Origin of the sequence: Rhizobium sp. SJZ105 (genome assembly GCF_007828365.1) — a bacterium.
Lineage (GTDB): Bacteria > Pseudomonadota > Alphaproteobacteria > Rhizobiales > Rhizobiaceae > Agrobacterium > Agrobacterium tumefaciens.
In genome coordinates, this window is sequence record NZ_VIUP01000002.1 from 289,352 (window position 1) to 309,205 (window position 19,854).

The 19,854-nt window shown below is 59.8% G+C and carries 19 protein-coding genes; 7 read left to right on the forward strand and 12 right to left on the reverse strand.

Features of this window, described 5'->3' with window-relative positions; all coding sequences use genetic code 11:
• Nucleotides 1–7 precede the first annotated feature (7 nt).
• From FB593_RS10475 to FB593_RS10490, 4 genes are all read right to left on the reverse strand, one after another.
• A complete protein-coding gene (locus FB593_RS10475; protein ID WP_003511088.1) occupies nucleotides 8–565 on the reverse strand; it encodes a GNAT family N-acetyltransferase in 558 nt (185 codons plus the stop codon).
• Between the two features lie 23 nt (nucleotides 566–588).
• Complete coding sequence (locus FB593_RS10480) at nucleotides 589–1,776, reverse strand: M20 aminoacylase family protein (protein WP_025595534.1); 1,188 nt, start codon at nucleotides 1,774–1,776, stop codon at nucleotides 589–591.
• An 85-nt stretch (nucleotides 1,777–1,861) separates the two neighbouring features.
• A complete protein-coding gene (locus FB593_RS10485; RefSeq protein WP_025595532.1) occupies nucleotides 1,862–3,202 on the reverse strand; it encodes an LLM class flavin-dependent oxidoreductase in 1,341 nt (446 codons plus the stop codon).
• 23 nt (nucleotides 3,203–3,225) lie between these two features.
• Complete coding sequence (locus tag FB593_RS10490; protein ID WP_025595531.1) at nucleotides 3,226–4,230, reverse strand: LLM class flavin-dependent oxidoreductase; 1,005 nt, start codon at nucleotides 4,228–4,230, stop codon at nucleotides 3,226–3,228.
• Between the two features lie 304 nt (nucleotides 4,231–4,534).
• On the opposite strand from FB593_RS10490, the gene FB593_RS10495 reads away from it, so the two are divergent.
• Nucleotides 4,535–4,984 (forward strand): RrF2 family transcriptional regulator, encoded by a 450-nt coding sequence (locus FB593_RS10495; RefSeq protein ID WP_145166538.1) that lies wholly within the window; start codon nucleotides 4,535–4,537, stop codon nucleotides 4,982–4,984.
• Nucleotides 4,985–4,991: 7 nt separating this feature from the next.
• On the opposite strand, the gene FB593_RS10500 is transcribed toward FB593_RS10495, so the two are convergent.
• The 5 genes from FB593_RS10500 to FB593_RS10520 all read right to left on the reverse strand — a co-directional run bounded on the left by FB593_RS10500 (nucleotide 4,992) and on the right by FB593_RS10520 (nucleotide 9,102).
• Nucleotides 4,992–5,936 carry an acyl-CoA dehydrogenase family protein gene (locus tag FB593_RS10500; RefSeq protein WP_013761663.1) on the reverse strand — a complete coding sequence of 315 codons (945 nt, stop codon included), beginning with the start codon at nucleotides 5,934–5,936 and terminating at the stop codon, nucleotides 4,992–4,994.
• Nucleotides 5,937–5,987: 51 nt separating this feature from the next.
• Nucleotides 5,988–6,533 (reverse strand): flavin reductase family protein, encoded by a 546-nt coding sequence (locus FB593_RS10505; protein WP_013761664.1) that lies wholly within the window; start codon nucleotides 6,531–6,533, stop codon nucleotides 5,988–5,990.
• Between the two features lie 195 nt (nucleotides 6,534–6,728).
• Nucleotides 6,729–7,898 carry an FMNH2-dependent alkanesulfonate monooxygenase gene (gene ssuD, locus FB593_RS10510; RefSeq protein ID WP_013761665.1) on the reverse strand — a complete coding sequence of 390 codons (1,170 nt, stop codon included), beginning with the start codon at nucleotides 7,896–7,898 and terminating at the stop codon, nucleotides 6,729–6,731.
• Nucleotides 7,899–8,069: 171 nt separating this feature from the next.
• Nucleotides 8,070–8,267: a hypothetical protein gene (locus FB593_RS10515; protein ID WP_013761666.1), complete on the reverse strand. Its 198-nt coding sequence runs from the start codon at nucleotides 8,265–8,267 to the stop codon at nucleotides 8,070–8,072.
• A gap of 217 nt (nucleotides 8,268–8,484) precedes the next feature.
• Nucleotides 8,485–9,102: an alpha/beta hydrolase gene (locus FB593_RS10520; protein ID WP_013761667.1), complete on the reverse strand. Its 618-nt coding sequence runs from the start codon at nucleotides 9,100–9,102 to the stop codon at nucleotides 8,485–8,487.
• A 399-nt stretch (nucleotides 9,103–9,501) separates the two neighbouring features.
• Here FB593_RS10520 and FB593_RS10525 point away from each other — a divergent pair, with 399 nt between their 5' ends.
• Nucleotides 9,502–10,572, forward strand: coding sequence for an LLM class flavin-dependent oxidoreductase (locus tag FB593_RS10525; protein ID WP_013761668.1), 1,071 nt, complete (start codon nucleotides 9,502–9,504; stop codon nucleotides 10,570–10,572).
• A gap of 57 nt (nucleotides 10,573–10,629) precedes the next feature.
• Here the strand turns inward: FB593_RS10525 and FB593_RS10530 are convergent, their stop codons facing one another.
• The 3 genes from FB593_RS10530 to FB593_RS10540 form a co-directional block, all read right to left on the reverse strand.
• Nucleotides 10,630–11,805 (reverse strand): acyl-CoA dehydrogenase family protein, encoded by a 1,176-nt coding sequence (locus tag FB593_RS10530; protein WP_025595527.1) that lies wholly within the window; start codon nucleotides 11,803–11,805, stop codon nucleotides 10,630–10,632.
• Nucleotides 11,802–12,833, reverse strand: a complete 1,032-nt coding sequence (locus FB593_RS10535) for an ABC transporter substrate-binding protein (protein WP_013761670.1) — start codon at nucleotides 12,831–12,833, stop codon at nucleotides 11,802–11,804. The genes FB593_RS10530 and FB593_RS10535 overlap by 4 nt, the downstream gene beginning before the upstream one ends.
• A gap of 112 nt (nucleotides 12,834–12,945) precedes the next feature.
• Complete coding sequence (locus tag FB593_RS10540) at nucleotides 12,946–14,553, reverse strand: ABC transporter substrate-binding protein (RefSeq protein WP_013761671.1); 1,608 nt, start codon at nucleotides 14,551–14,553, stop codon at nucleotides 12,946–12,948.
• A 269-nt stretch (nucleotides 14,554–14,822) separates the two neighbouring features.
• Here FB593_RS10540 and FB593_RS10545 point away from each other — a divergent pair, with 269 nt between their 5' ends.
• The 5 genes from FB593_RS10545 to FB593_RS10565 are packed head-to-tail and all read left to right on the forward strand — an operon-like array spanning nucleotide 14,823 to nucleotide 19,786.
• Nucleotides 14,823–15,812 carry an ABC transporter permease gene (locus FB593_RS10545; protein WP_013761672.1) on the forward strand — a complete coding sequence of 330 codons (990 nt, stop codon included), beginning with the start codon at nucleotides 14,823–14,825 and terminating at the stop codon, nucleotides 15,810–15,812.
• Complete coding sequence (locus FB593_RS10550) at nucleotides 15,809–16,804, forward strand: ABC transporter permease (RefSeq protein ID WP_003511114.1); 996 nt, start codon at nucleotides 15,809–15,811, stop codon at nucleotides 16,802–16,804. Before FB593_RS10545 ends, FB593_RS10550 begins: the two co-directional genes overlap by 4 nt.
• Nucleotides 16,801–17,799 (forward strand): ABC transporter ATP-binding protein, encoded by a 999-nt coding sequence (locus tag FB593_RS10555; protein ID WP_013761673.1) that lies wholly within the window; start codon nucleotides 16,801–16,803, stop codon nucleotides 17,797–17,799. Before FB593_RS10550 ends, FB593_RS10555 begins: the two co-directional genes overlap by 4 nt.
• Nucleotides 17,777–18,712: an ABC transporter ATP-binding protein gene (locus FB593_RS10560; RefSeq protein WP_003511116.1), complete on the forward strand. Its 936-nt coding sequence runs from the start codon at nucleotides 17,777–17,779 to the stop codon at nucleotides 18,710–18,712. The genes FB593_RS10555 and FB593_RS10560 overlap by 23 nt, the downstream gene beginning before the upstream one ends.
• An 18-nt stretch (nucleotides 18,713–18,730) precedes the next feature.
• Nucleotides 18,731–19,786: an aldo/keto reductase gene (locus tag FB593_RS10565; protein WP_003511118.1), complete on the forward strand. Its 1,056-nt coding sequence runs from the start codon at nucleotides 18,731–18,733 to the stop codon at nucleotides 19,784–19,786.
• Nucleotides 19,787–19,854 lie beyond the last annotated feature (68 nt).

Genomic DNA, 19,854 nt, shown 5'->3' on the forward strand with positions numbered 1-19,854 from the left:
AAGCCTTTCACGGGTGGGCCGGGGAAGAATGCGGCCGGGCCGCCGGTATCGACGCGCCTTCGGCAACGGAGGCGGAGGCGCTATCGGCAAGCCATTTTTCGAAAGGCAGCGACCTGATCGTTTCAGGATCGGCCGACGTATCGAACAACGCGCGATAACCGTTGGTGAGATATAGGCCGACCGCTTCCGGCTGGCGGAAGCCCGTGGTCAGATAGACACGGGCGTAACCCTGCCGGATCGCCTGCCGCTCCAGCTCCTGAAGCACTATTTTGGCAAGCCCCTGCCGGCGGTGGGCCGAATGGGTCCAGACCCGCTTGAACTCGGCGGTTTCCTCGTCGTAGCGCATGAAGGCACCGCCGGCGATCGCCTTGCCGCCACGCAAGAGCAGCAGGAAATTGCCCGACGGCGGGCTGAAAGCCTCCGGCGGATATTTGTTAAGTTCCGCCTTGGCGCCTTCCGCGTTGAAATATGTGCCGTAGCGGCTGTCATATTCGAACAGCAACTCCTCCAGAAGCGGGGTTGCGAGCGGATCCTTGACCGATGTGTAGAGAAAACTGTCGCTCATCTCATTGTCCTAAACTCGTTGCATCAGGAGAGGTATGCTTCGGCCAGACGCACCCAGAAGCGTGCCGCAGGCGCAATGATCGCATCGTTGAAATCGTAGTGAGGGCTGTGCAGTGGCGCGCTGTCGCCATTGCCGACGAAGAGATAGGAGCCCGGCCGCTCCAGAAGCATGAAGGCGAAATCCTCGCTCGCCGTTCGCGGCTGAAAGCCTTCGGCAACCTGTTCGGCTGGAAAATGCCGTTTGGCGACGTCGCGGGCAAAAGCTGTCTGCCTGATGTGATTGATGACGGGCGGAAAGCCACGGGAGTAGGTGACATCGGCGCTTGCGCCGAAGCTTTCCGCCTGTGCTTTGGCAAGGGCGGGAAGCCGCTCCTCCAGTCTGTCGCGCACGGCAGGCGAAAAGGCCCGCGCGGTAATCTGCAGTTCGACACTCTCGGGAATGACGTTGGAAGCAGTTCCGCCATGGATGGAGCCTACCGTCAGCACCGCCATGTCTCGCGGGTCGACATTGCGCGAGACGATGCTCTGCAAGGCGGTGACGAAGCTTGCCGAGGCAAGAACCGGATCAACCGTTTCATGCGGTGCCGCCCCGTGCCCGCCCTTGCCAATGATCCGAACCTTCGCCTTGTCGACGGAGGCCATGGCAGGCCCTTCGACTAAGCCGAATTGTCCGGTTTCGACACCCGGCCAATTGTGCAGCCCGAACACGGCATCGACGGGAAACCGCTCGAAAAGCCTGTCCTTTATCATCGCTCTAGCACCCGCACCGATTTCCTCGGCGGGTTGGAAAATCAGCGTCAGCGTGCCGGAAAAACTCGATGTTTCAGCTAGATAACGGGCAGCGGCGAGCAGGATAGTCGTGTGACCGTCATGACCGCAGGCATGCATCACACCCTGTGTCTGACTGGCATAGGCAAGACCGGTTTCCTCGACGATGGGCAGGGCGTCGATATCGGCGCGGATACCCAGACGCTTGTCACCATGACCACGTTTCAAGGTGGCGACGACGCCATGGCCCCCGACACCCTCGGTCACCTCATATCCGAAGGAGAGGAGGTAACGGGCAACGAGAGCCGCCGTGCGCTTTTCCCCAAGCGAAAGCTCCGGATGTCGGTGAAGATCGTGCCGGATGGCGATGCTTTCCTCGATGAAGGCAAGGATTCCCCGTTCGGCGTCGTCCTGCGGACGCGCGCCGTCAATGCGGATATTCATGGTTCTGGTCTCCTGCGCTGCGCTTTACCCGCACAGCACCTTGAAATTCTCTCCGGGCGGCAATGGCTGTCGCCCGACCCCGCTTTTATGCGATCGCCTTGCTGGAACCGCTTTCAGCGTGGGAATAGATGCTGTCCTTGAAAGGTAGGCCGAGATGCTCACGCAGCGTTCTGCCTTCCAGATGCGGTTCGAAATATCCGCGCCGTTGCAGCACCGGTATGACGAGGCGGATGAAATCATCCAGCCCTTCGGCAATCACCGGGAAGCCCAGAATGAAACCGTCGGCCGCATCGTGCTCCACCCAGCGGATGATCTCGTCCGCCACCTTGTCCGGAGTTCCGATGAAACCTTCGCGCGGGGTCGCCGCCTCCAGTGCCGCTTCGCGCAACGTCTGGCTCTTTTCCTTCGCACGGCGCTTGATGCGGTCGGTCGTCGAACGGAAGCTGTTCTTGCCGATCTCGCCAAGTTCGGGGAAAGGCTCATCCAGCGGATAGACACTGAAGTCGTGGTGATCGAAGAAACGGCCGAGATAGGCGAGCGCATCCTCGATGGTGATGAGGTTGCGGATGATGTCGTATTTTGCTTCCGCCTCCTCCTGCGTCTCGCCCACAATCGGCCCGATGCCAGGGAAAATCTTCACGTCGGCTGCGGACCTGCCCTGCGCGACAGCACTCTGCTTCACGCGCTTGAGGAATGTCTGGTTTTCCTCGAGCGATGCGGAATTGGTAAAAACGGCGTCGGCATGTTTGCCCGCAAGCCCGATACCGGCATCCGAAGACCCCGCCTGGAAAATCACCGGCTGTCCCTGCGGCGAGCGCTGGATGTTCAGCGGACCTTCCACCTGGAAGAAGCGACCCTTGTGGCCGAGCGTGTGGAGTTTTTGCCTGTCGAAGAACTGTCCCGTCTCGCGGTTACGCACGAAGGCATCGTCGTCCCAGCTGTCCCACAGGCCCTTGATCACCTCCAGATATTCATCGGCGATCTCGTAACGCAGCTCATGTTCGGGATGGTTACGGCTGTAGTTCTTCGCCGTACCTTCGAGTGGCGTCGTTACTGCATTCCAGCCGGCCCTGCCACCGCTCAGAAGATCGAGCGAGGCGAACTGGCGCGCGATGGTGAAGGGCTCGCTGTAGGAGGTCGAAACCGTGCCGGCAAGACCGATCTTCGAGGTGACGGAGGCCAGCGCCGAAAGGATGGTCAAAGGCTCGAACCGGTTGAGGAAGTGCGGAATGGACTTGTCGTTGATGTAAAGCCCGTCGGCAACGAAGGCGAAGGCGATGCCGGCGGCTTCTGCCTTCAGCGCGTTCTTCCTGAAGAAATCGAAGTTGACGCTGGCATCAACAGGGCTTTTCGGGTGCCGCCAGGCGTTCATGTGCCCGCCGGGGCCCTGGAGCATGATGCCGAAACGGATTGTCTTTTTCGTCATGTCATTTCCTCCTGAGGACAAGTTCACGCGGCCCTGGAAAGGCGGTGTGTGGCCAGCAATTCGATCGAGGCGAGCCTCTGATCGGCCCCCACATGCGGCGGCTCCACGATGAATTCCTCGATACCGTGCTCATCGGAAAGCGCGCGCAGCGCCTTGTGAATATCGTCCGGCCCGCCATGCAGGACGTTGGGCCTACGCTCCTCGATGCGATAATCGGTATCGCCGGACTGGCGGGCAAATTCTTCCGCCTGTTCACGGCGGCCAAGGTTGAACGCCTTGCCGTCGCTGAGGAACACCCGGTAGATGCGCTGACCTTCCACCTGCCGCGCCGCATGGTCGGGATCACTGGCGGCAAAGACGGAGAGGGCTAGGATCGGCGCCCTTCCGCCGCTCTCCTCACGGAAAGCCGACAGGCTGCTGCGAAGAACCTCCGGATCACCATTGAGGTGGCCGGCAAAGACGAAATTCCATCCTTTGGAAGCTGCAAGCCTTGCGCTTTCCGGGCTGGCACCGAGCAGAAACCGTTCCACCGCAACCGGCGGCACCGGTGTTGCCTGCAACCCGGCCTGCGCATGCCCCTGCGGCGCGGCACCGGAGAGAAACGTGGTAAGTGCACCAAAAGCCGTTTCGAAATCCGGCTTGCGGGCGGGATCATAGGCCTGCTGTAGGGCAGACGTCGCAAGCGGCAGCCCGCCCGGTGTCTTGCCGACGCCGAGATCGACCCGACCGGGGGCGAGCGACGACAACACGTTGAAAACCTCGGCGACCTTGTAAGGGCTGTAATGCTGCAGCATCACGCCGCCCGAGCCGACGCGGATACGAGAGGTCTTGGCCAGAATCCATGCAACCAGCGCTTCCGGCGCGGAACCGGCAAGCTCCGGCGAATTGTGATGTTCTGCCACCCAGAATCGGCGATAGCCCAGTTCTTCGGCACGTTTGGCGAGATTGATCGTGTCGCGGAACGCGCTTGCAGCGTTCTCACCCGTTGGAACAGGGCTCTTGTCCAGCAAACTGAGAGTATACATCATCACCTCGCATGTCTTTTGATGCATACTTTGTCTACTGATTTTATATAGTAATAAAGGACGTTCGTTCCACGTTGCGACGCGATCAGAGAAAATATTATTTCCCGCTATGGTTTCGGCAGGCGTCTTTGGCAAAGCAATCCGAAACGATGAGGAAACAGGGCGAAAAACGATGGTGTAAAGCCGCTTTGTGCATCGAGCCGGGACGAAACGGACTTGCGCAGGAATTCGGTAAAAACTACTTAGTAAGTTGAGAACACCATAACCCGGCACTCAGAAGGTGCTGGCCCTCTTTGCGGATCATGCGATGTTGACCAAAAAAGGCAAATACGGACTGAAGGCTCTTGTCGACCTGGCGCGATTGCCCCAGGGCGAGACCGCCTTTGTGACCGAGATTGCAACCCGCAACAATATTCCGAAAAAATTTCTGGATACTATTCTTCTGGAACTGCGCAACAGCGGCATCCTGCGTTCCAAGAAGGGACCGAATGGCGGTTATTCGCTGTCGAAAATGCCATCGGAAATCATGATCGGGCGGGTCATCCGCACGCTGGACGGGCCCTTGGCCCCCATCCGCTGTGCCAGCCGCACCGCTTTTGAAGCCTGCGACGACTGCGACGATCCCGAGACCTGTCAGGTCAGGGTTTCGATGACGGACGTGCGGGACGCCATCGCAACAATCCTGGACAATATGACGCTCGCACAATTCGTGGCAAAAGGCGGACAAGACGCGCAATTTATTCCGGCAGGCGAATAAGCGTCGTTTACTGCCGGCGCAGATCGTCTCCCAGGGTCGCAATCAGCCCGGATTCGCTTGCACCATCGATAAGGCCGAGACGGGCCATTAGAATTTCCAGCGTGATGGCATTGTTGCGGACAGAGCGAAAGGTAACGCTTTCCGCCCCCACCTGCGCCGCATCGATATTGGCCGCGAGGCGGGAAATCTGTGCCTCCAGCAATTCGATTGCGAGAAATATTTCGCCGATAAGGGGGCGCGCATCACCGTCCTCGGCCAATCTGTCAATCAGCAACGCTGAAAGCTCACGCTGTTTCTCACCCAGAGCCACAGCGGCCTTCAGAAGGGTGAAAACGGAGGCTGCCAGATTTCCAGCGCCCTGGGCAAGAAACGCGACCTGATCGGCGCGCAGCAGGCCGTCCCATGATGTATCCGGGCGATTGCGAAGAACAACGAGCACGGCCTGCCCTGCCGTGTTGACTGCCGGGACAACGATCCAGTCTGCATCTGAGGTAACAGATCGGGCAATGTCATCGGGCAGCCGCAAGCCATAATCGTCGCCAGTCAACAGAACCGCTTGATCCACGCCGGCGTCAGATGAGGCAAGCGCAAAAGTCTCGCCAAGATCGAGGCGGGCGAAGAGGGTCTTGCGCTGCTCTTCGCTACCGGCGTTCCTGATGAATTCAAGCGCCGTGAAGTGTTCGGCAAGCGCATGCGCCGCCTCCGCATCAGCCGCGGAAATAATCGAGAGAGCTTGCGAGAGAACGTCGTTTGTGATGTCCGCCCCGCCCAGATCGTTTGGAACGGAGAGGGCGAGAAGGCCGGAACGGGCAATCCGCGCGTGGATTTGTGCGGCACTTTCCACCGCGCATTTTTCGGCAATCGTCCGGGCAACGGTCAGTACATCCCCATCCGCGCCGAGACGCGGGGACACGAAACGAATTCTTTCGCCGAGCGGCGTGACAGATCCCATGCTCAACTCCCTCAAAGAATGACCCAGTGAAAGCGCCGGAAAGGCCGGCGCTCAGTCCAGCGAATGATAACGGCCGTTTTGATAGACCAGCGAGTGACCCGACCCGATGCGGATCGCCTCCACCTTGCCGATGATGATGACGTGGCTATGGCGCTCGATCGCCTCCTCGATGGTGCAATCGATCGCGGCAACGGCGTCCTCGAGGATGGGCGCGCCGCTCGCCAGACGGGTCCATTCCGCGCCGCGATAACGGTCCACACCTTTCAGACCGCCAACACCGGCAAACTGGTTGGCGATGAACTGATGGTTCGGGCCAACAATATTCACCGCCAGATGGCCGAAGCGCTGCACCACAGGCCATGTGGAGGAGGAGCGGTTGAGCGCAACCAGAATTCTTGGAGGATCGACCGACAGGGCGGTGGCGGATGTTACCGTAGCACCCGTGCGCGCATCACCCTCGCCCGCCGTAATGACGCTTACACCGCCGCCCAGCGTCCTGAGCGCCGCCTTAAGGCTATCGGCATCCGGCGCCTTGCCAGAGACGGGATCGCGGAGATTGATGAATTGTTGATCCTTGGCCGCATATTGCAATGTCATCGATCGCTCCTGAAAACAGCTTGTTGCTCAATAGTTAGCAGCGGCGGCGGGGCGTGAAATAGACATCGTTTTCCATAATACTTATATTCTATGGAAATAATGTTTTATATGCCGCTCTCCCGTGAACGCTCCGCCGAATGACGCCCATAGGAAAGGCTAACCGGAAGACGGGGCCGACCGCCTTCCGGCGATTGATCACGAGCCGGATACCAGCTTGACGTTACCGCCGTGGCCGCCGCCGCCGAAAACCTGTTTCGTGCCGAAAGACGAACGGATCTGATTACGTGGCCCATCAAGCCCGATTTCCGGAAACAGCAATTCGGATAGACGATAGGCTTCCTCCAGATGCGGATAGCCCGATGCGATGACGGTATCGATGCCCAGCGCCTGATACTCCCGCAGCCGCGCCGCAACTGTCTTCGGCGAACCCACCAGCGCGGTGCCGGCGCCAGAGCGGACAAGACCGATTCCCGCCCACAAGTTCGGAGAGACTTCAAGCTGGTCACGCCGGCCATTATGCAGCGCCCGCATCCTTGCCTGACCGACCGAATCCGACGCCTTTAAGAAGGCCTCCTGAGCGGAAGCGATGGTTTCGTCGGAAAGCTTGGAAATCAGTTTGTCCGCATCGGCCCAGGCCTCCTCATCCGTTTCGCGCACGATGAAATGCAGGCGAATGCCGAATGTCACTTCTCGCCCCTTTTTCGCTGCGGCGGCGCGAACCTTGGCGATTTTTTCCGCCACCTGTGCCGGCGGCTCACCCCAGGTCAGATATTTGTCGGTGATACCGGCCGAGAACTCGATCCCGGCATCGGAGGAGCCGCCGAAATAAAGCGGCGGACGCGGTTCCTGCACCGGTGGCAGGCCGAGCCTGGCACCCTGTGCCTTGATATATTTGCCGTCGAGATCTCCCTTGCCAGTTTCGATCAACGAATTGAACACCTGGAAGAACTCGTCAGCGTGGTCGTAACGCTCGTCGTGCGGCAGGAAGATGCCATCACCAGCCAGCTCCTGCGCGCTGCCGCCAACGACGATGTTGAGAAGCAGCCGACCATGGGAAACACGGTCCAGCGTGGAGGCCAGCCGCGCATAATAGGCCGGCGAGGCAACGCCCGGACGGATGGCGACGAGGAATTTCAGTTTCTCGGTATGGGCGGCGAGATTGGCCGCGAGGATGAAGGATTCCTCGCAGGCGACGCCGGTGGGAATAAGCACCCCGGAATAACCGAGCCGATCCGCAGCCTGCGCTATTTCCCGGAAATAGCCGGGATCGGCGGGACGCGACAGATCGTCGGAGCCAAGATAGCTGCCGTCGCCTGAGGTGGGTATGAACCACAGAAAATCGAGTGGTTTGTCAGCTGTGCTCATCGACAGGTCCTTTGCAATCCGCCCATCGGGCAATTCGGCTGGGTACTAAAAGGGTAGCCAATTCCCCGCCGCGTTTAAGAAATTTTGTTCCAATTTCCGTGCCGCAAGGAGAGTTTATCTCCGCTGGGAAATGGGTCTGGGAAGCGAAAACAAACCTTTCGCCTCCCTGTGTCAGAGGACCGGATAAAGTCCGAGCATCGCGAAATTCATTTCGTAAATCTCTTCCCGCTCAAGGTCGAGATCGCTCTTTTCCCGCTTGATACGACCGGAATGATCCAGCGGCTGGAGACTGCCCTGATCAACCCCTCGCGGCCTACGCTTGGCTAGACCGAACAGATCGACAGTAAACGCATGAAGTCCCTGCGGCATGTGCGCCTCCTTTGGTCAATTCGCTCTATCCTCCGGCGAGCGCCCAGATTGGTCAATATTTTCCATAAAATTACTATTCTATAATTGGCGGATTGCCGGCAAACGTGGACTAAGGTTGCGGCAGCGGGAAAAATTCCGTTTCGAACCGCCAATAAAGGGGTCATCGCAATGGCGTCGACACGATGGCCGCTGAAAGCACGGACTTGGGACGAAAAGACTATAGAGCGCCGGCATCACCCTGCAGCAGCGCACCGTGCAGAACGGGTGATCCGCGCTTCCTCGATCTGCTGGCCTTGATTTCGGACGCCGCTTTCAGGCGTGCGAAAAGAGCATAGCCCTCGGACCACCGGCCGAAACCGGCGGCAATATTGATGTGTCCAACCGAGCCGAGATTGACGATATCGCTTCCCCAGTCAGCGGCGGTGCGGGCTAACTCGTCCGGATTCATATAGGGGTCATTCATGCTACCTACGACGAGACTGGGGAAGGCGAGCGGCGACCGAGGAAATGCGCCGAAGCGGACGATGCATGGATGCATTGCCTCCACTCTGTCGAGATGGGCGGGCGCCACCAAAAGCGCACCCCTGATTTTGCTGGCCACGGGTCGTGTCGCCATATTGGCGACAAGCAGGCAACCCAGACTGTGGGCGACAATATAGGCGCTTTCGGTTGCGGCGAGCGCCGCTTCCAGACGCTCAAGCCAGTCTTCAAGAACCGGGCATTCCCAATTCTGCTGATCGACCAGCTGCGCCTCCGAATCTTCCAGCAGCCAGTGCCGCTGCCAATGCCCCTCATCCGAACCGTTGAGGCCGGGGACAATCAAGGTGGTACACATGCCTACTCCGTGGTTTGCGGGCGGGGTGTGCCAAGAATGGTGAATTTCGCAATTTTAGTCGACTATTGCCTTGCTCAGCTTTTCCGAACTCGAGAAAAATCGATCCATACAATTCCGTTCTGGCAAAAAATACGTCCTCAGCAGCGGGCCTCAAAAATGCGCATGTGGAATCATTGCCTAAAATATTTTCCATAGAAAATATGTTCTAATTGAGCAAACGACGCGGAAAGCTTTTCCTCTGCCGCATCCGAAAAGAAACGCCGCTGCTTGGCCGTGCCGCCGCCGGTTTGTCATTCTCGCACTATCGGAGACCTCAACCTCCCGAACCCCAAAATGGCAAATGCCGAGCCTCGGCAGGGCCATTCCACCGCGACATAAGCGAAAATTCAGGCGGATAATGTGAGCAGCACGAGCGAATTTCTCTGGTACATCCCCAATGACGTCAAACCCGGACATCGGGGCGACGCCGTCAGCGAAAACCACAACAGCCTCGATACTTTAACTACCCATGCCAGGGCGCTGGAAAACCATGGCTGGAAGGGCGCGTTGATCGGCACCGGCTGGGGGCGTCCGGATACCTTTACGGTTGCAGCGTCGCTTACCGCGCGTACCACCACTTTCGAGCCACTGATCGCTATCCGCCCCGGCTACTGGAAGCCGGCCAATCTCGCATCGGCCGCCGCCACGCTCGATCAGCTTTCTGGTGGCCGGGTACGAATCAATGTCGTTTCCGGCAGGGACGAGCTTGCGGCCTATGGCGACGAAGAAGGCGATCAGGCGCAGCGTTATGCGCGCACGAAGGAGTTCATGCGGCTGGTGCGGCGGCTCTGGACTGAGGAAAACGTCACTTTCAATGGCGAGCATTTCCGGGTCAAGAACTCCACCGTCTCGCCGCGCATCAGTGAGAGTGCCGGCAGGCCACATCCCAAACTTTATTTCGGCGGCGCGTCCGAGGCCGCCGAACAGGTTGCCGCAACTGAAGCCGATGTCCAGCTCTTCTGGGGCGAACCGCTCGCCGGCGTGCGCGAAAGGATCGAACGTCTCAGACATTTCAGTGAGACCCTCGGCCGTGACCTGCCGCCGCTACAATTCGGTCTGCGGATCACCACGCTGGTGCGCGAAACCACGGCTGAGGCTTGGCGCGATGCGGAAGCAAAGGTGGCGGAGATGGCTGCGAACAATGGCGTGCGCTGGAACGATCATCTGCAAGGTGTCGCAGTCGGCCAGCGCCGCCTGCTGGATCTGCACACGCAGAGCGATGTGCTGGACGACAATCTTTATACCGCACCCGGCAAATTTGGCGGAGGCGGTGCCGCAACGACATGGCTCGTCGGTTCGGCGGAAGACGTCGCCGCGTCGCTGCGCAAATACCGCGCGCTTGGCATCACCCATTTCGTGCTTTCCGACACGCCCTATCTTCAGGAAATTGAACGGCAGGGCGACAAGCTGTTGCCGCTACTCCGGGACTGATGCGGGCGGCGTCAACATGGGCGGCCTGCCAAACAAAGCCGCCCATGTCTTCTACGGTCAGCCGCCAACAGCCTTGATGCTTTGACGGCCGAGGATAGTTCGGATCATGTGGCTTTGCGGCGCATGCGCCCTTGCCGTTATGGCGTCGCGGTGATGCCGCTCGAGATTATAGTCCCGGCGAAGGCCGCGATTGCCGCCAAGCTCCAGCGCCAGATCCGTCACCGCCACCGCATTGTCGATCACCACATGACGAACGGCGAGCGCATCCGTGCCTACCCTCTCACCCGCATCGATATCACGCGCGACGGAGCGGAGCAGACGCCTGTTGGCCGCAAGAAGCACCTCGATCTCGCCCAGACCTTCCTGAATACGGGGAATGGATGACAGCGGCGCGCCGAGGCTTGCCGGAACATGGCCTGTCAGATGGCGCAAGAGGGCGTCACGCGCCGAAAGCGCGACACCGTGATAGACGGAGGCCAGCAGCACGAAGAAATTGTAACCGTCCGCCTCATCCCGCCGCAACGGCTCGTCCGCCGGCTGTTCGGCAACGATATCGGCGAGCGGCACCCTCACATTCTCAAGCAGGAGATCGTCGCTGGCGGTGGCATACATTCCTGTCGCTTCCCATGCCTTTTCCCGGCCGATGCCCGGCGCATCGAGCGGGACCAGAAGCTGGATCAGACGCGGCACCTCTTCCGTCGTGACGGCAAGTACAATCGCCCATTTCAGACCCGGCAGGCCGGTGACGAAGCTCTTGCGGCCATTGACCACCCAGAAATCGCCCTCGATCCGCGCCGTCGTTTCCGGCAGGCCGCCATGGGCCGGGGAACCGATCCCCGGCTCTGCCTGCGCATTGTTCAGAAGCGCCCGCTCCCTGTTATTGGCGGCCAGCACTTTTGCCGCGAGATCTGCCGGCCACCTGCCGCGCCGGATGGCAGCATGAACGCTGTAATGCATGGCAAGGATGAGGGCGGTTGACGGATCACCCTTGGCAATGGCGGCGATGACGGCATGCGCGGTTTCCATGCCCTCCCCCCAGCCACCGTCCTTTTCAGCCGTCACGAGACCAAGCAGGCCAGACTTGAAAAGCGCCTCGAAATTACCGGCAGCGAATTCGCCGCTTTTGTCATACTCCGCCGCAGTCAGGCTGAAATCTTCGGCGAGCGCGGTTGCGATGGCGACTGGATTCAAGTGCTGCTCCGAGCTCGGAACGGCGGATAAAGCGCCGCTCATGCCACCGCCCTTTCACTGGCCGTGACAAAACGGTCATCGATCCACGCAGCGAGATCGAAGTCGTTTTCAAGGAAACCCCATTGATGCAGGAAATCCTTGTAATGGCCGACGGCGGCGACGAGGTCTGCATCGAGGCCAAGACCTAGATGGCGGTGGACATCCGGGCCGTTGGCGGCCAGAACCTGCTCTTCGGTCGCACCCGCCTCGCGCGCGATAAAACGGCGGGTCTCTTCCGGATGCTGCTCCGCCCAGAGCGAGGCTTTGGCAATGGCGGCAACCAGCCGCTCCACCAGATCGGGGCGCTCATCGGCAAGTCGTCCGTCAACTGTCAGCACGCGGGGAGAGCCGGAGTTGATACGTATCTTCGGGTCGGGGTGAAAACCGAATTCCGCCACCTGCACGGCGCCGATCAGGTTCGCGGCGGCGATACCGGCAGTACCCTTGACGAAAATCGCATCGACCTCACCCCGCAACAGCGCGATGATCTCCTCACCGAAGGATTGTCGCCGCTTCAGGCCGAAAAGGGATGGTCCCTCCTGTGTCGCCAGCACGGAATCCTTGATCACGATATCCTTCAGCTCGACATCCTCGACCTTACGGCCCTCCAGCGAAAGCGCCGAAACGATGCCCTTCAATGCTGTCGCTCGCATGAAATCGACAATCCCATCAGGTCTGCGCGGCACACCGAAACGGCGGCCGACGAGATCGGCAAGCGAGCGGATACCGGTTTCCGGAAGGGTGATGATCGCCTGAAACTCATCGGTCCAGGTAATGCCGATAAGACGCGTATTGCGCCCTTCCGAGCGGGCGCGGATAGGGGGCACATTACCGCCGTGGCGGAAGGACCATTCCAGCGTGTGGTTGAAGTGGCTCTGCCGCACAGAACGATCCGGTGAATCGATGATGGATTTCAGCGATATGCCGACATCCTCGAAGGTCTGTGCGAGATAACCGAGCTGCGCCGCAAGCCCCACGGGCGTGGGCACCGGGCAACGTGTGTACCAGATTTCAGAAAGTGTCGTGCTCATGGCTTTGGCCTCGATGAAAACGATGACACCAGAAAGCGATGCTGCGGTGCCCGTCGACGAAAGGGAGATGTCCCTGCCCGCCGCAAACGGCGGGCAGGGGCTGGCGAGACGATCAGGATGCCGCGATATGCGCGAAGGCCAGGCTGCCCGCGACGCCTTCTGCACCGATCGTGTGATCGGCAATGCGCTTGTTGAAGATGGTGATTTCAGGTGCCGCAACGATATCGATGGCAGGAACGTCATCGACGAGGATCTGCTGTATTTCCTTCCATTGCGCGACGCGCTTGTCCGGATCGATCTCGACAGCGGCAGCTTCCAGCAGCGCATCCACCTTGGGATTGCTGTAGGCGGCGCCATTTGAGAAGGGCACACCCTTCTTGAAGTTCTTGGACCAGTAGAGCCTCTGCACACCGACTGTCGGGTCGAAGAGATTGCTCATGCCCTCATAGGCAAAGTCGAAATCACGATCCGTGTAGATGCGCTTCGTGTAGGTGGCGAAATCCTGCGTCCGCACCGTCACATCCACACCGACCTTCGCCAGCGCCTGGCGAATATAGTCCGCGCCACGCGGATAGGCCTCGGTGCTCGGCACATAGTCCAGATTGAGCTTGAAACGGACACCATCCGCACCGCGCTTGTATCCGGCCTCATCCAGCAGCGCTTCGGCCGCCTTCAGATCGATCGGATAGGTCTTCAGATCGTCCACGAACCATTTCGTCAGCTTCGGATTGATCGGGCCGGTGATTGTCGCGCCATAGCCATAATTGACCGTGTTGAAGATGACTTTGCGGTCGATCACATGCGCGAAGGCACGGCGGACGCGGACATCCTTGAACACGTCCTTCTCGAGGTTGAACTCCACGCGGCTGATCGAATTGGTATATTGATAGCCATTGGTCTCGAAGCCGAGGCTCGGTAGTTCCTTCAGGCGGTCGAGATCGCTATAGGCGACCGGGGTGCTCGGAGCGAGATCGATCTCACCGGTTTCGATTGCGATGGCACGGGCCGACGCATCTGGAATGAAGCGAACAATCAGCTTGTCGAGATAGGGGCGCGGCGCATCCCAATAATCGGCATTACGCTCGAAAACGATATGACTGCCCCGCACCCACTCCTTGAACTTGAACGGGCCGGTGCCAACAGGTGCGAGATTGATGGGATTTTCGGTAACTTTCGTGCCTTCATAAAGATGCTTGGGCACGATAGGCGTTTCAGCAGCGGCAAGCGCCGTTATCAGATACGGCGCAGGCTTGGAAAGAACCAGCACGGCCGTCAGATCATCCGGGGTCTCGACACTGGTGAGGTTCAGGAAGGTATTGCGCCCGCGCGGATGCACTTCCTTGATGGTGTTGATGGAGAACGCCACATCGGCAGATGTGAAAGGCTTGCCGTCATGCCATTTTACACCGGGTCTAAGATTGAAGGTGTAACGCAGGCCATCGCCGCTGACATCCCATGATTTGGCCAGGAGCGGCTTGGGATTGAGGTCGAAATCATAGGTCAGCAGCCCTTCCGTGACCTTGGGCGATATGTAGACGGAATTATAGGCCGTGTGCGCGATCGTCGTCAGAACCGGCGGCTCCGATGAGATGAGCAAAGTGGCCGTTCCGCCGCTTGCCGGCTCTGCTGCGTTGAGCTTCAGCCCCGGCAACGACACCACGCCAAGCGCCACCGACGCCAGCAGAAATCCGCGGCGCGTCGTCTGGTTGAAAACAGTCATGCGATACCTCTCCTTAATTGAACCGGCGAAAAACCGGCAAAACTGAACGGCCGCGCTTGGGAAGAAGTTTGTTCCGCAGACGAGAGTGAGATTGGCATGAAGCACCAACCATTCTCACAAATAGGAATTATCTTTTCTTTATGGCGCATATTTCCGTAAATTTCAGAAAATAATTCTATTATTCTTTGACAAATTCCATAAAATTAGTCAACTAATACCAACGCCTTTACGGGCCGATTTCATGTTTTCAAGCGAATGGACTGGAGCCGATGTCGAATTCGAAACGGATTTTATCGCAGGCAAGGCGGGTGGCCATTCAGGCCGTCCCGACGGTTCTCGGTATCGTCATCCTGAACTTCTTCCTGCTGCAGCTGGCGCCTGGTGATGCGGCTGACGTGCTGGCCGCGGAAGCGGGTTCGGCGACCGTCGAGACCATGGCCGAAATTCGCTCACGCTTCGGGCTCGACCTGCCGGTCGTCCATCAGCTCATGAACTATCTCGGCAATCTGGCCCAGTTCAGCCTCGGCTTTTCACCCCGCTACGGCATGCCGGTCGCCGATCTTATCGCCCAGCGGTTGCCCGGCACGCTGGCGCTGATGGGAGCAGCACTTGGCATTGCGATTTTCGTCGGCGTTTTCCTCGGCTCCATCATGGCGCTCTTTTCCGGCAAGCTGCCGGACCGGATCATTTCGATTGGCTCGCTAATCTTTTATTCCGTGCCGGGCTTCTGGATCGGCCTGATGCTTATCCTCACCTTCTCGGTCAAGCTCGGCTGGCTTCCGTCTGGCGGCGACAGCACCATCGGCAGCAGCCTCACCGGCCTCGACGCCCTTCTGGACAGGCTGCGCTATATCGTTCTCCCCGCCCTTTCGCTGGCGCTTTATTTTCTGGCGATTTATGCCCGTCTCACCCGCGCGGCGATGCTGGAAGTCAAATCCCAAGACTATGTGCGCACGGCACGGGCAAAAGGCGTTTCGCCTTTCCGGCTCACCACACGCCATATTCTGCGCAACGCGCTCATCCCGATCACCACCATGGCCGGCATGCATATTGGTGGCCTGCTGGGCGGTGCGGTCGTGGTCGAGACCGTCTTCAGCTGGCCAGGCCTTGGCCGTCTTGCTTTCGAGGCCGTCATGGCCCGCGATTTCAGCGTGCTGCTCGGCATTCTGCTTCTCTCTTCCCTTGTCGTCATCATTGTCAATGCCGCCGTGGACCTGTTGCAGGCATGGCTCGACCCCCGCATCGGAGAAAGCCGATGAATTCCTCCCAGACATCAGCAGTTCTCGACGCGGCCGAACTCAGTGCCGAAGAGAGCAATCCCAAACCTAAAAAACCTGAAGAAAAAGTCTGGCCCTATATCCATGCGCCGGACGCGCTTTCAGCCCGCTCCGTCTCCGTGCCGCGGCGCGGCTTGCGGCGGGAACTGAAGATTTTCCTGACCAATCCCAACGCCATCGTTGGGCTGCTGTTTCTTGCCACCGTCCTCATCGCCGCTGTCACGGCCCCGCTGATCTATCCGGGCGATCCGCTGGAAATGGTGGCCCGCCCCTTCCTCTGGCCCGGCCAGAATCCAGCCTATCCGCTCGGCACCGATTCCATGGGTCGTGATGTGCTGGCGGGCATCGTGCATGGCGCACGCATCTCGCTCACCGTCGGTGTCGTCGCCACCCTGATCGGGCTGACGATCGGCATAACAATCGGTGCTTTCGCCGGTTATTTCGGTGGCGTCATCGACGATATTCTCGTGAAGATCATCGAAATCTTCCAGACATTGCCGAACTTCGTGCTGCTGGTGGTGCTCGTCGCCATCGCCCAGCCTTCGGTCACCACGGTAACCTCGGCAATCGGCATCATTACCTGGCCACTTGTTGCGCGCCTGACCCGCGCCGAATTCCGCGCCATCCGCGAGAAGGACTATGTGCTTGCCGCACGAAGCCTCGGTTATGGCCATGCGCGTATCGTGTTTCAGGAAATTCTGCCCAACGCCCTGCCGCCGATCATCGTCACCTCCTCCGTCATGGTGGCGGGTGCGATCCTCATGGAAGCAGCCCTTTCCTTCATGGGACTTGGCGACCCCAACCGTGTTTCCTGGGGTTCGATGATCGGGTCGGGACGCGACGTCATTCGCACCGCCTGGTATCTGACCGCCCTTCCCGGCCTCGCCATCGTCTTCACCGTCATTTCGCTGAACCTCATCAGCGACGGTCTCAACGATGCGCTCAACCCCCGTTTTTCGGAGGAACGCCGATGAGCAAACTTATCGAAGTCCACGATCTCTCCGTCAGCTTCGGCTCAGCACAACCGGTCAAGGGCGTCAGCTTCGATGTGCAGTCCGGCGAAATGCTTGCAATCGTCGGCGAAAGCGGCTCGGGAAAATCGCTGACTGCGCTCGGCCTGATCGGCCTGTTGCCGTCGCATGCAAAAACCGGCGGGCGTGTTCTGCTCGAAGGCCGCGATCTCCTGCCGCTTTCCGAGCGGCAATGGCGAGGCATTCGCGGCCGCGATATCGGCATGATCTTTCAGGAACCGATGACGTCGCTGAACCCGGTCCTGACGGTGGGAGAACAGATCATCGAGGTGCTGCGCATCCATGAAAGGATCGACAGGCACCAGGCGCGCAAACGCGCCATCGAGCTTCTGGACCTCGTAAATATTCCCGACGCCCAGCGCCGCGTGGACGATTATCCACACCAGCTTTCCGGCGGCATGCGCCAGCGCGTCATGATCGCCATCGGCGTTGCCTGCAATCCCAAACTACTGATCGCCGACGAGGCGACGACCGCGCTCGACGTGACGATACAGGCGCAGATCCTGCAGCTGCTCGACAATCTGCGCCGCGATCTCAACATGGCCGTCATCCTCATCACCCACGATCTTGGCATTGTGGCGCAATGGGCCGACCGGGTGATGGTAATGTATGCCGGCCGCAAGGTGGAAGAAGGATTGCCTGAACCGGTTTTCTCCAATCCTTACCACCCCTATACGCGCGGCCTGCTGGCTGCCTCTCCGCGCGCCGAAGACGGCCAGCATTATCGCGACGGGCCACTCATCGAAATTCCGGGTTCAATCGTTTCCGCTACGGGCGAGCGCGGCTGCGCCTTCCGGCCACGCTGTCCGAGCGCCCGCGGTTTCTGCGGGCAGTTCGTACCGCCGCTGAGGCTCGTCTCGGAAGGCCGCTACGCCGCCTGCCCCTTCGTATCCCCCACATCCCAAGAGGTATCTGATGACGCTCTTGTCAGTGCATAGTCTTTCCACCCACTATTCGGGAGGACGCGGAACAGTCCGCGCCGTCGACGATGTGTCGCTCGACATCGAGGCGGGCGAGACCGTGGCGCTGGTGGGTGAATCAGGCTGCGGCAAATCCTCGCTCGGCAAGTCGCTGATGCGGCTGGTGGAGCCCACTTCTGGCAGGATCACCTTCAAGGGCGCCGATGTCACGGCGATGTCGTCGTCGCAGCTGCGCGGCATCCGCCGCCGCATCCAGATGATCTTTCAGGACCCATTCGCGTCGCTCAATCCGCGCCAGACGGTGCGAACCATCCTTACCGGGCCGTTGAAGGTGCACGGCATTGGCGACAGGGCGCAACAGCGGGAGATCGTCGAGGCGATCGTCGCGCAGGTGGGTCTGCCACCGGATGCACTCGACCGCTATCCGCACGAGTTTTCCGGCGGCCAGCGCCAGCGCATCGGCATTGCCCGGGCGCTCGTTCTCGAGCCGGAACTGGTCGTCTGCGACGAGCCTGTCTCGGCGCTCGATCTTTCCATACAGGCGCAGATCCTCAACCTTCTGGTGGAGATGAAGAAACGGCTTTCGTTGTCCTATCTCTTCGTATCCCACGACCTTTCGGTCGTACGCTATTTTTCCGATCGCGTTCTCGTCATGTATCTCGGCAAGATCGTGGAAAGCGCGCCGACCGCGGAGCTTTGGGCCTCGCCGAAACACCCCTATACCCGTGCGCTTCTCGCAGCCGTTCCCGATCCCGCGCGCCGCAAGCAGGCAGCGCCCATTTCCGGCGACCTGCCGAGCCCCCACAACCCGCCATCCGGCTGCCGGTTTCACACCCGCTGCCCGCTCGCCACCGATCTCTGTCGCGAAAAAGCGCCGGATTACACCCTTTTCGGCAAGAACCACGCCGTGGCTTGCCACCATGCCCAATAAACTGAAGGAGCAACCATAATGGTCGACTATCGCTATCTCGGACGCAGCGCGCTGAAAGTTTCACCGCTGAGCCTCGGCACGATGATGTTCGGAGGCCCGACGCCGGATGACGTGGCCTTCCGCATCATCGACAAGGCACGCGAGCAGGGCATCAACTTCATCGACACTGCCGATGTCTATCACGACGGCAAGTCGGAAGAAGTCGTTGGTCGCGGTATCAAGGCCAGTCGCGATCACTGGGTTCTGGCAACGAAATTCGTCAATTCCCACACCAAGGGTCCGAACCTTGGCGGCCATTCGCGCAAATGGGTGATCGAGACCGTCGAGAATTCGCTTCGCCGTCTCAACACCGACTACATCGATATCCTCTATTTCCACCGCGCCGTCTTCGACGCGCCGCTGGAAGAACCGGTACGCGCCATTGCCGATCTCATCCGTGCCGGCAAGCTGCGCTATTTCGGCGTTTCCAACTTCCGGGGCTGGCGCATTGCCGAAATTTCGCATTTGGCCGATCAGCTCGGCATCGACCGGCCTATCGCCAGCCAGCCGCTTTACAACATCGTCAACCGCACAGCCGAAGCCGAGCAGCTGCCCGCGGCACATAATTACGGGCTGGGCGTCGTTTCCTATTCGCCGCTGGCACGTGGCGTGCTGACCGGCAAATATCAGCCGGGTGAGCAGCCGGGCGCAGATACCCGTGTCGGCCGTGGCGACAAGCGGGTTCTGGAAACCGAATGGCGCCCCGAGTCGGTCGAAATCGCCCAGAAGGTTGCGGCGCACGCCGCATCAAAGGGTGTTTCGGCAGCGGATTTTGCGCTCGCCTGGGTGCTGAACAACAAGTTCGTCACCGCCGCGATCACCGGCCCGCGCACTGAAGACCATTGGGACGGTTACGTCCGCGCCCTCGATGTGAAGATCGATGCGGAAGACGAGGCGCTGGTCGACAGCCTTGTGACGACAGGCCATCCCTCGACACCCGGCTTCAACGATCCGAGCCATCCCGTCGAAGGCCGCGTGCCGCGCAATATCGAACCGGCTCCCCGCCCGGTCGTCAAGCCGCGCGCGGTCGCCTGATCGTCCAGAAGAAAATGCCTGCGGCGCGACCGTGCCGCAGGTCATCACATCCGCTCAGGGAAAATCCG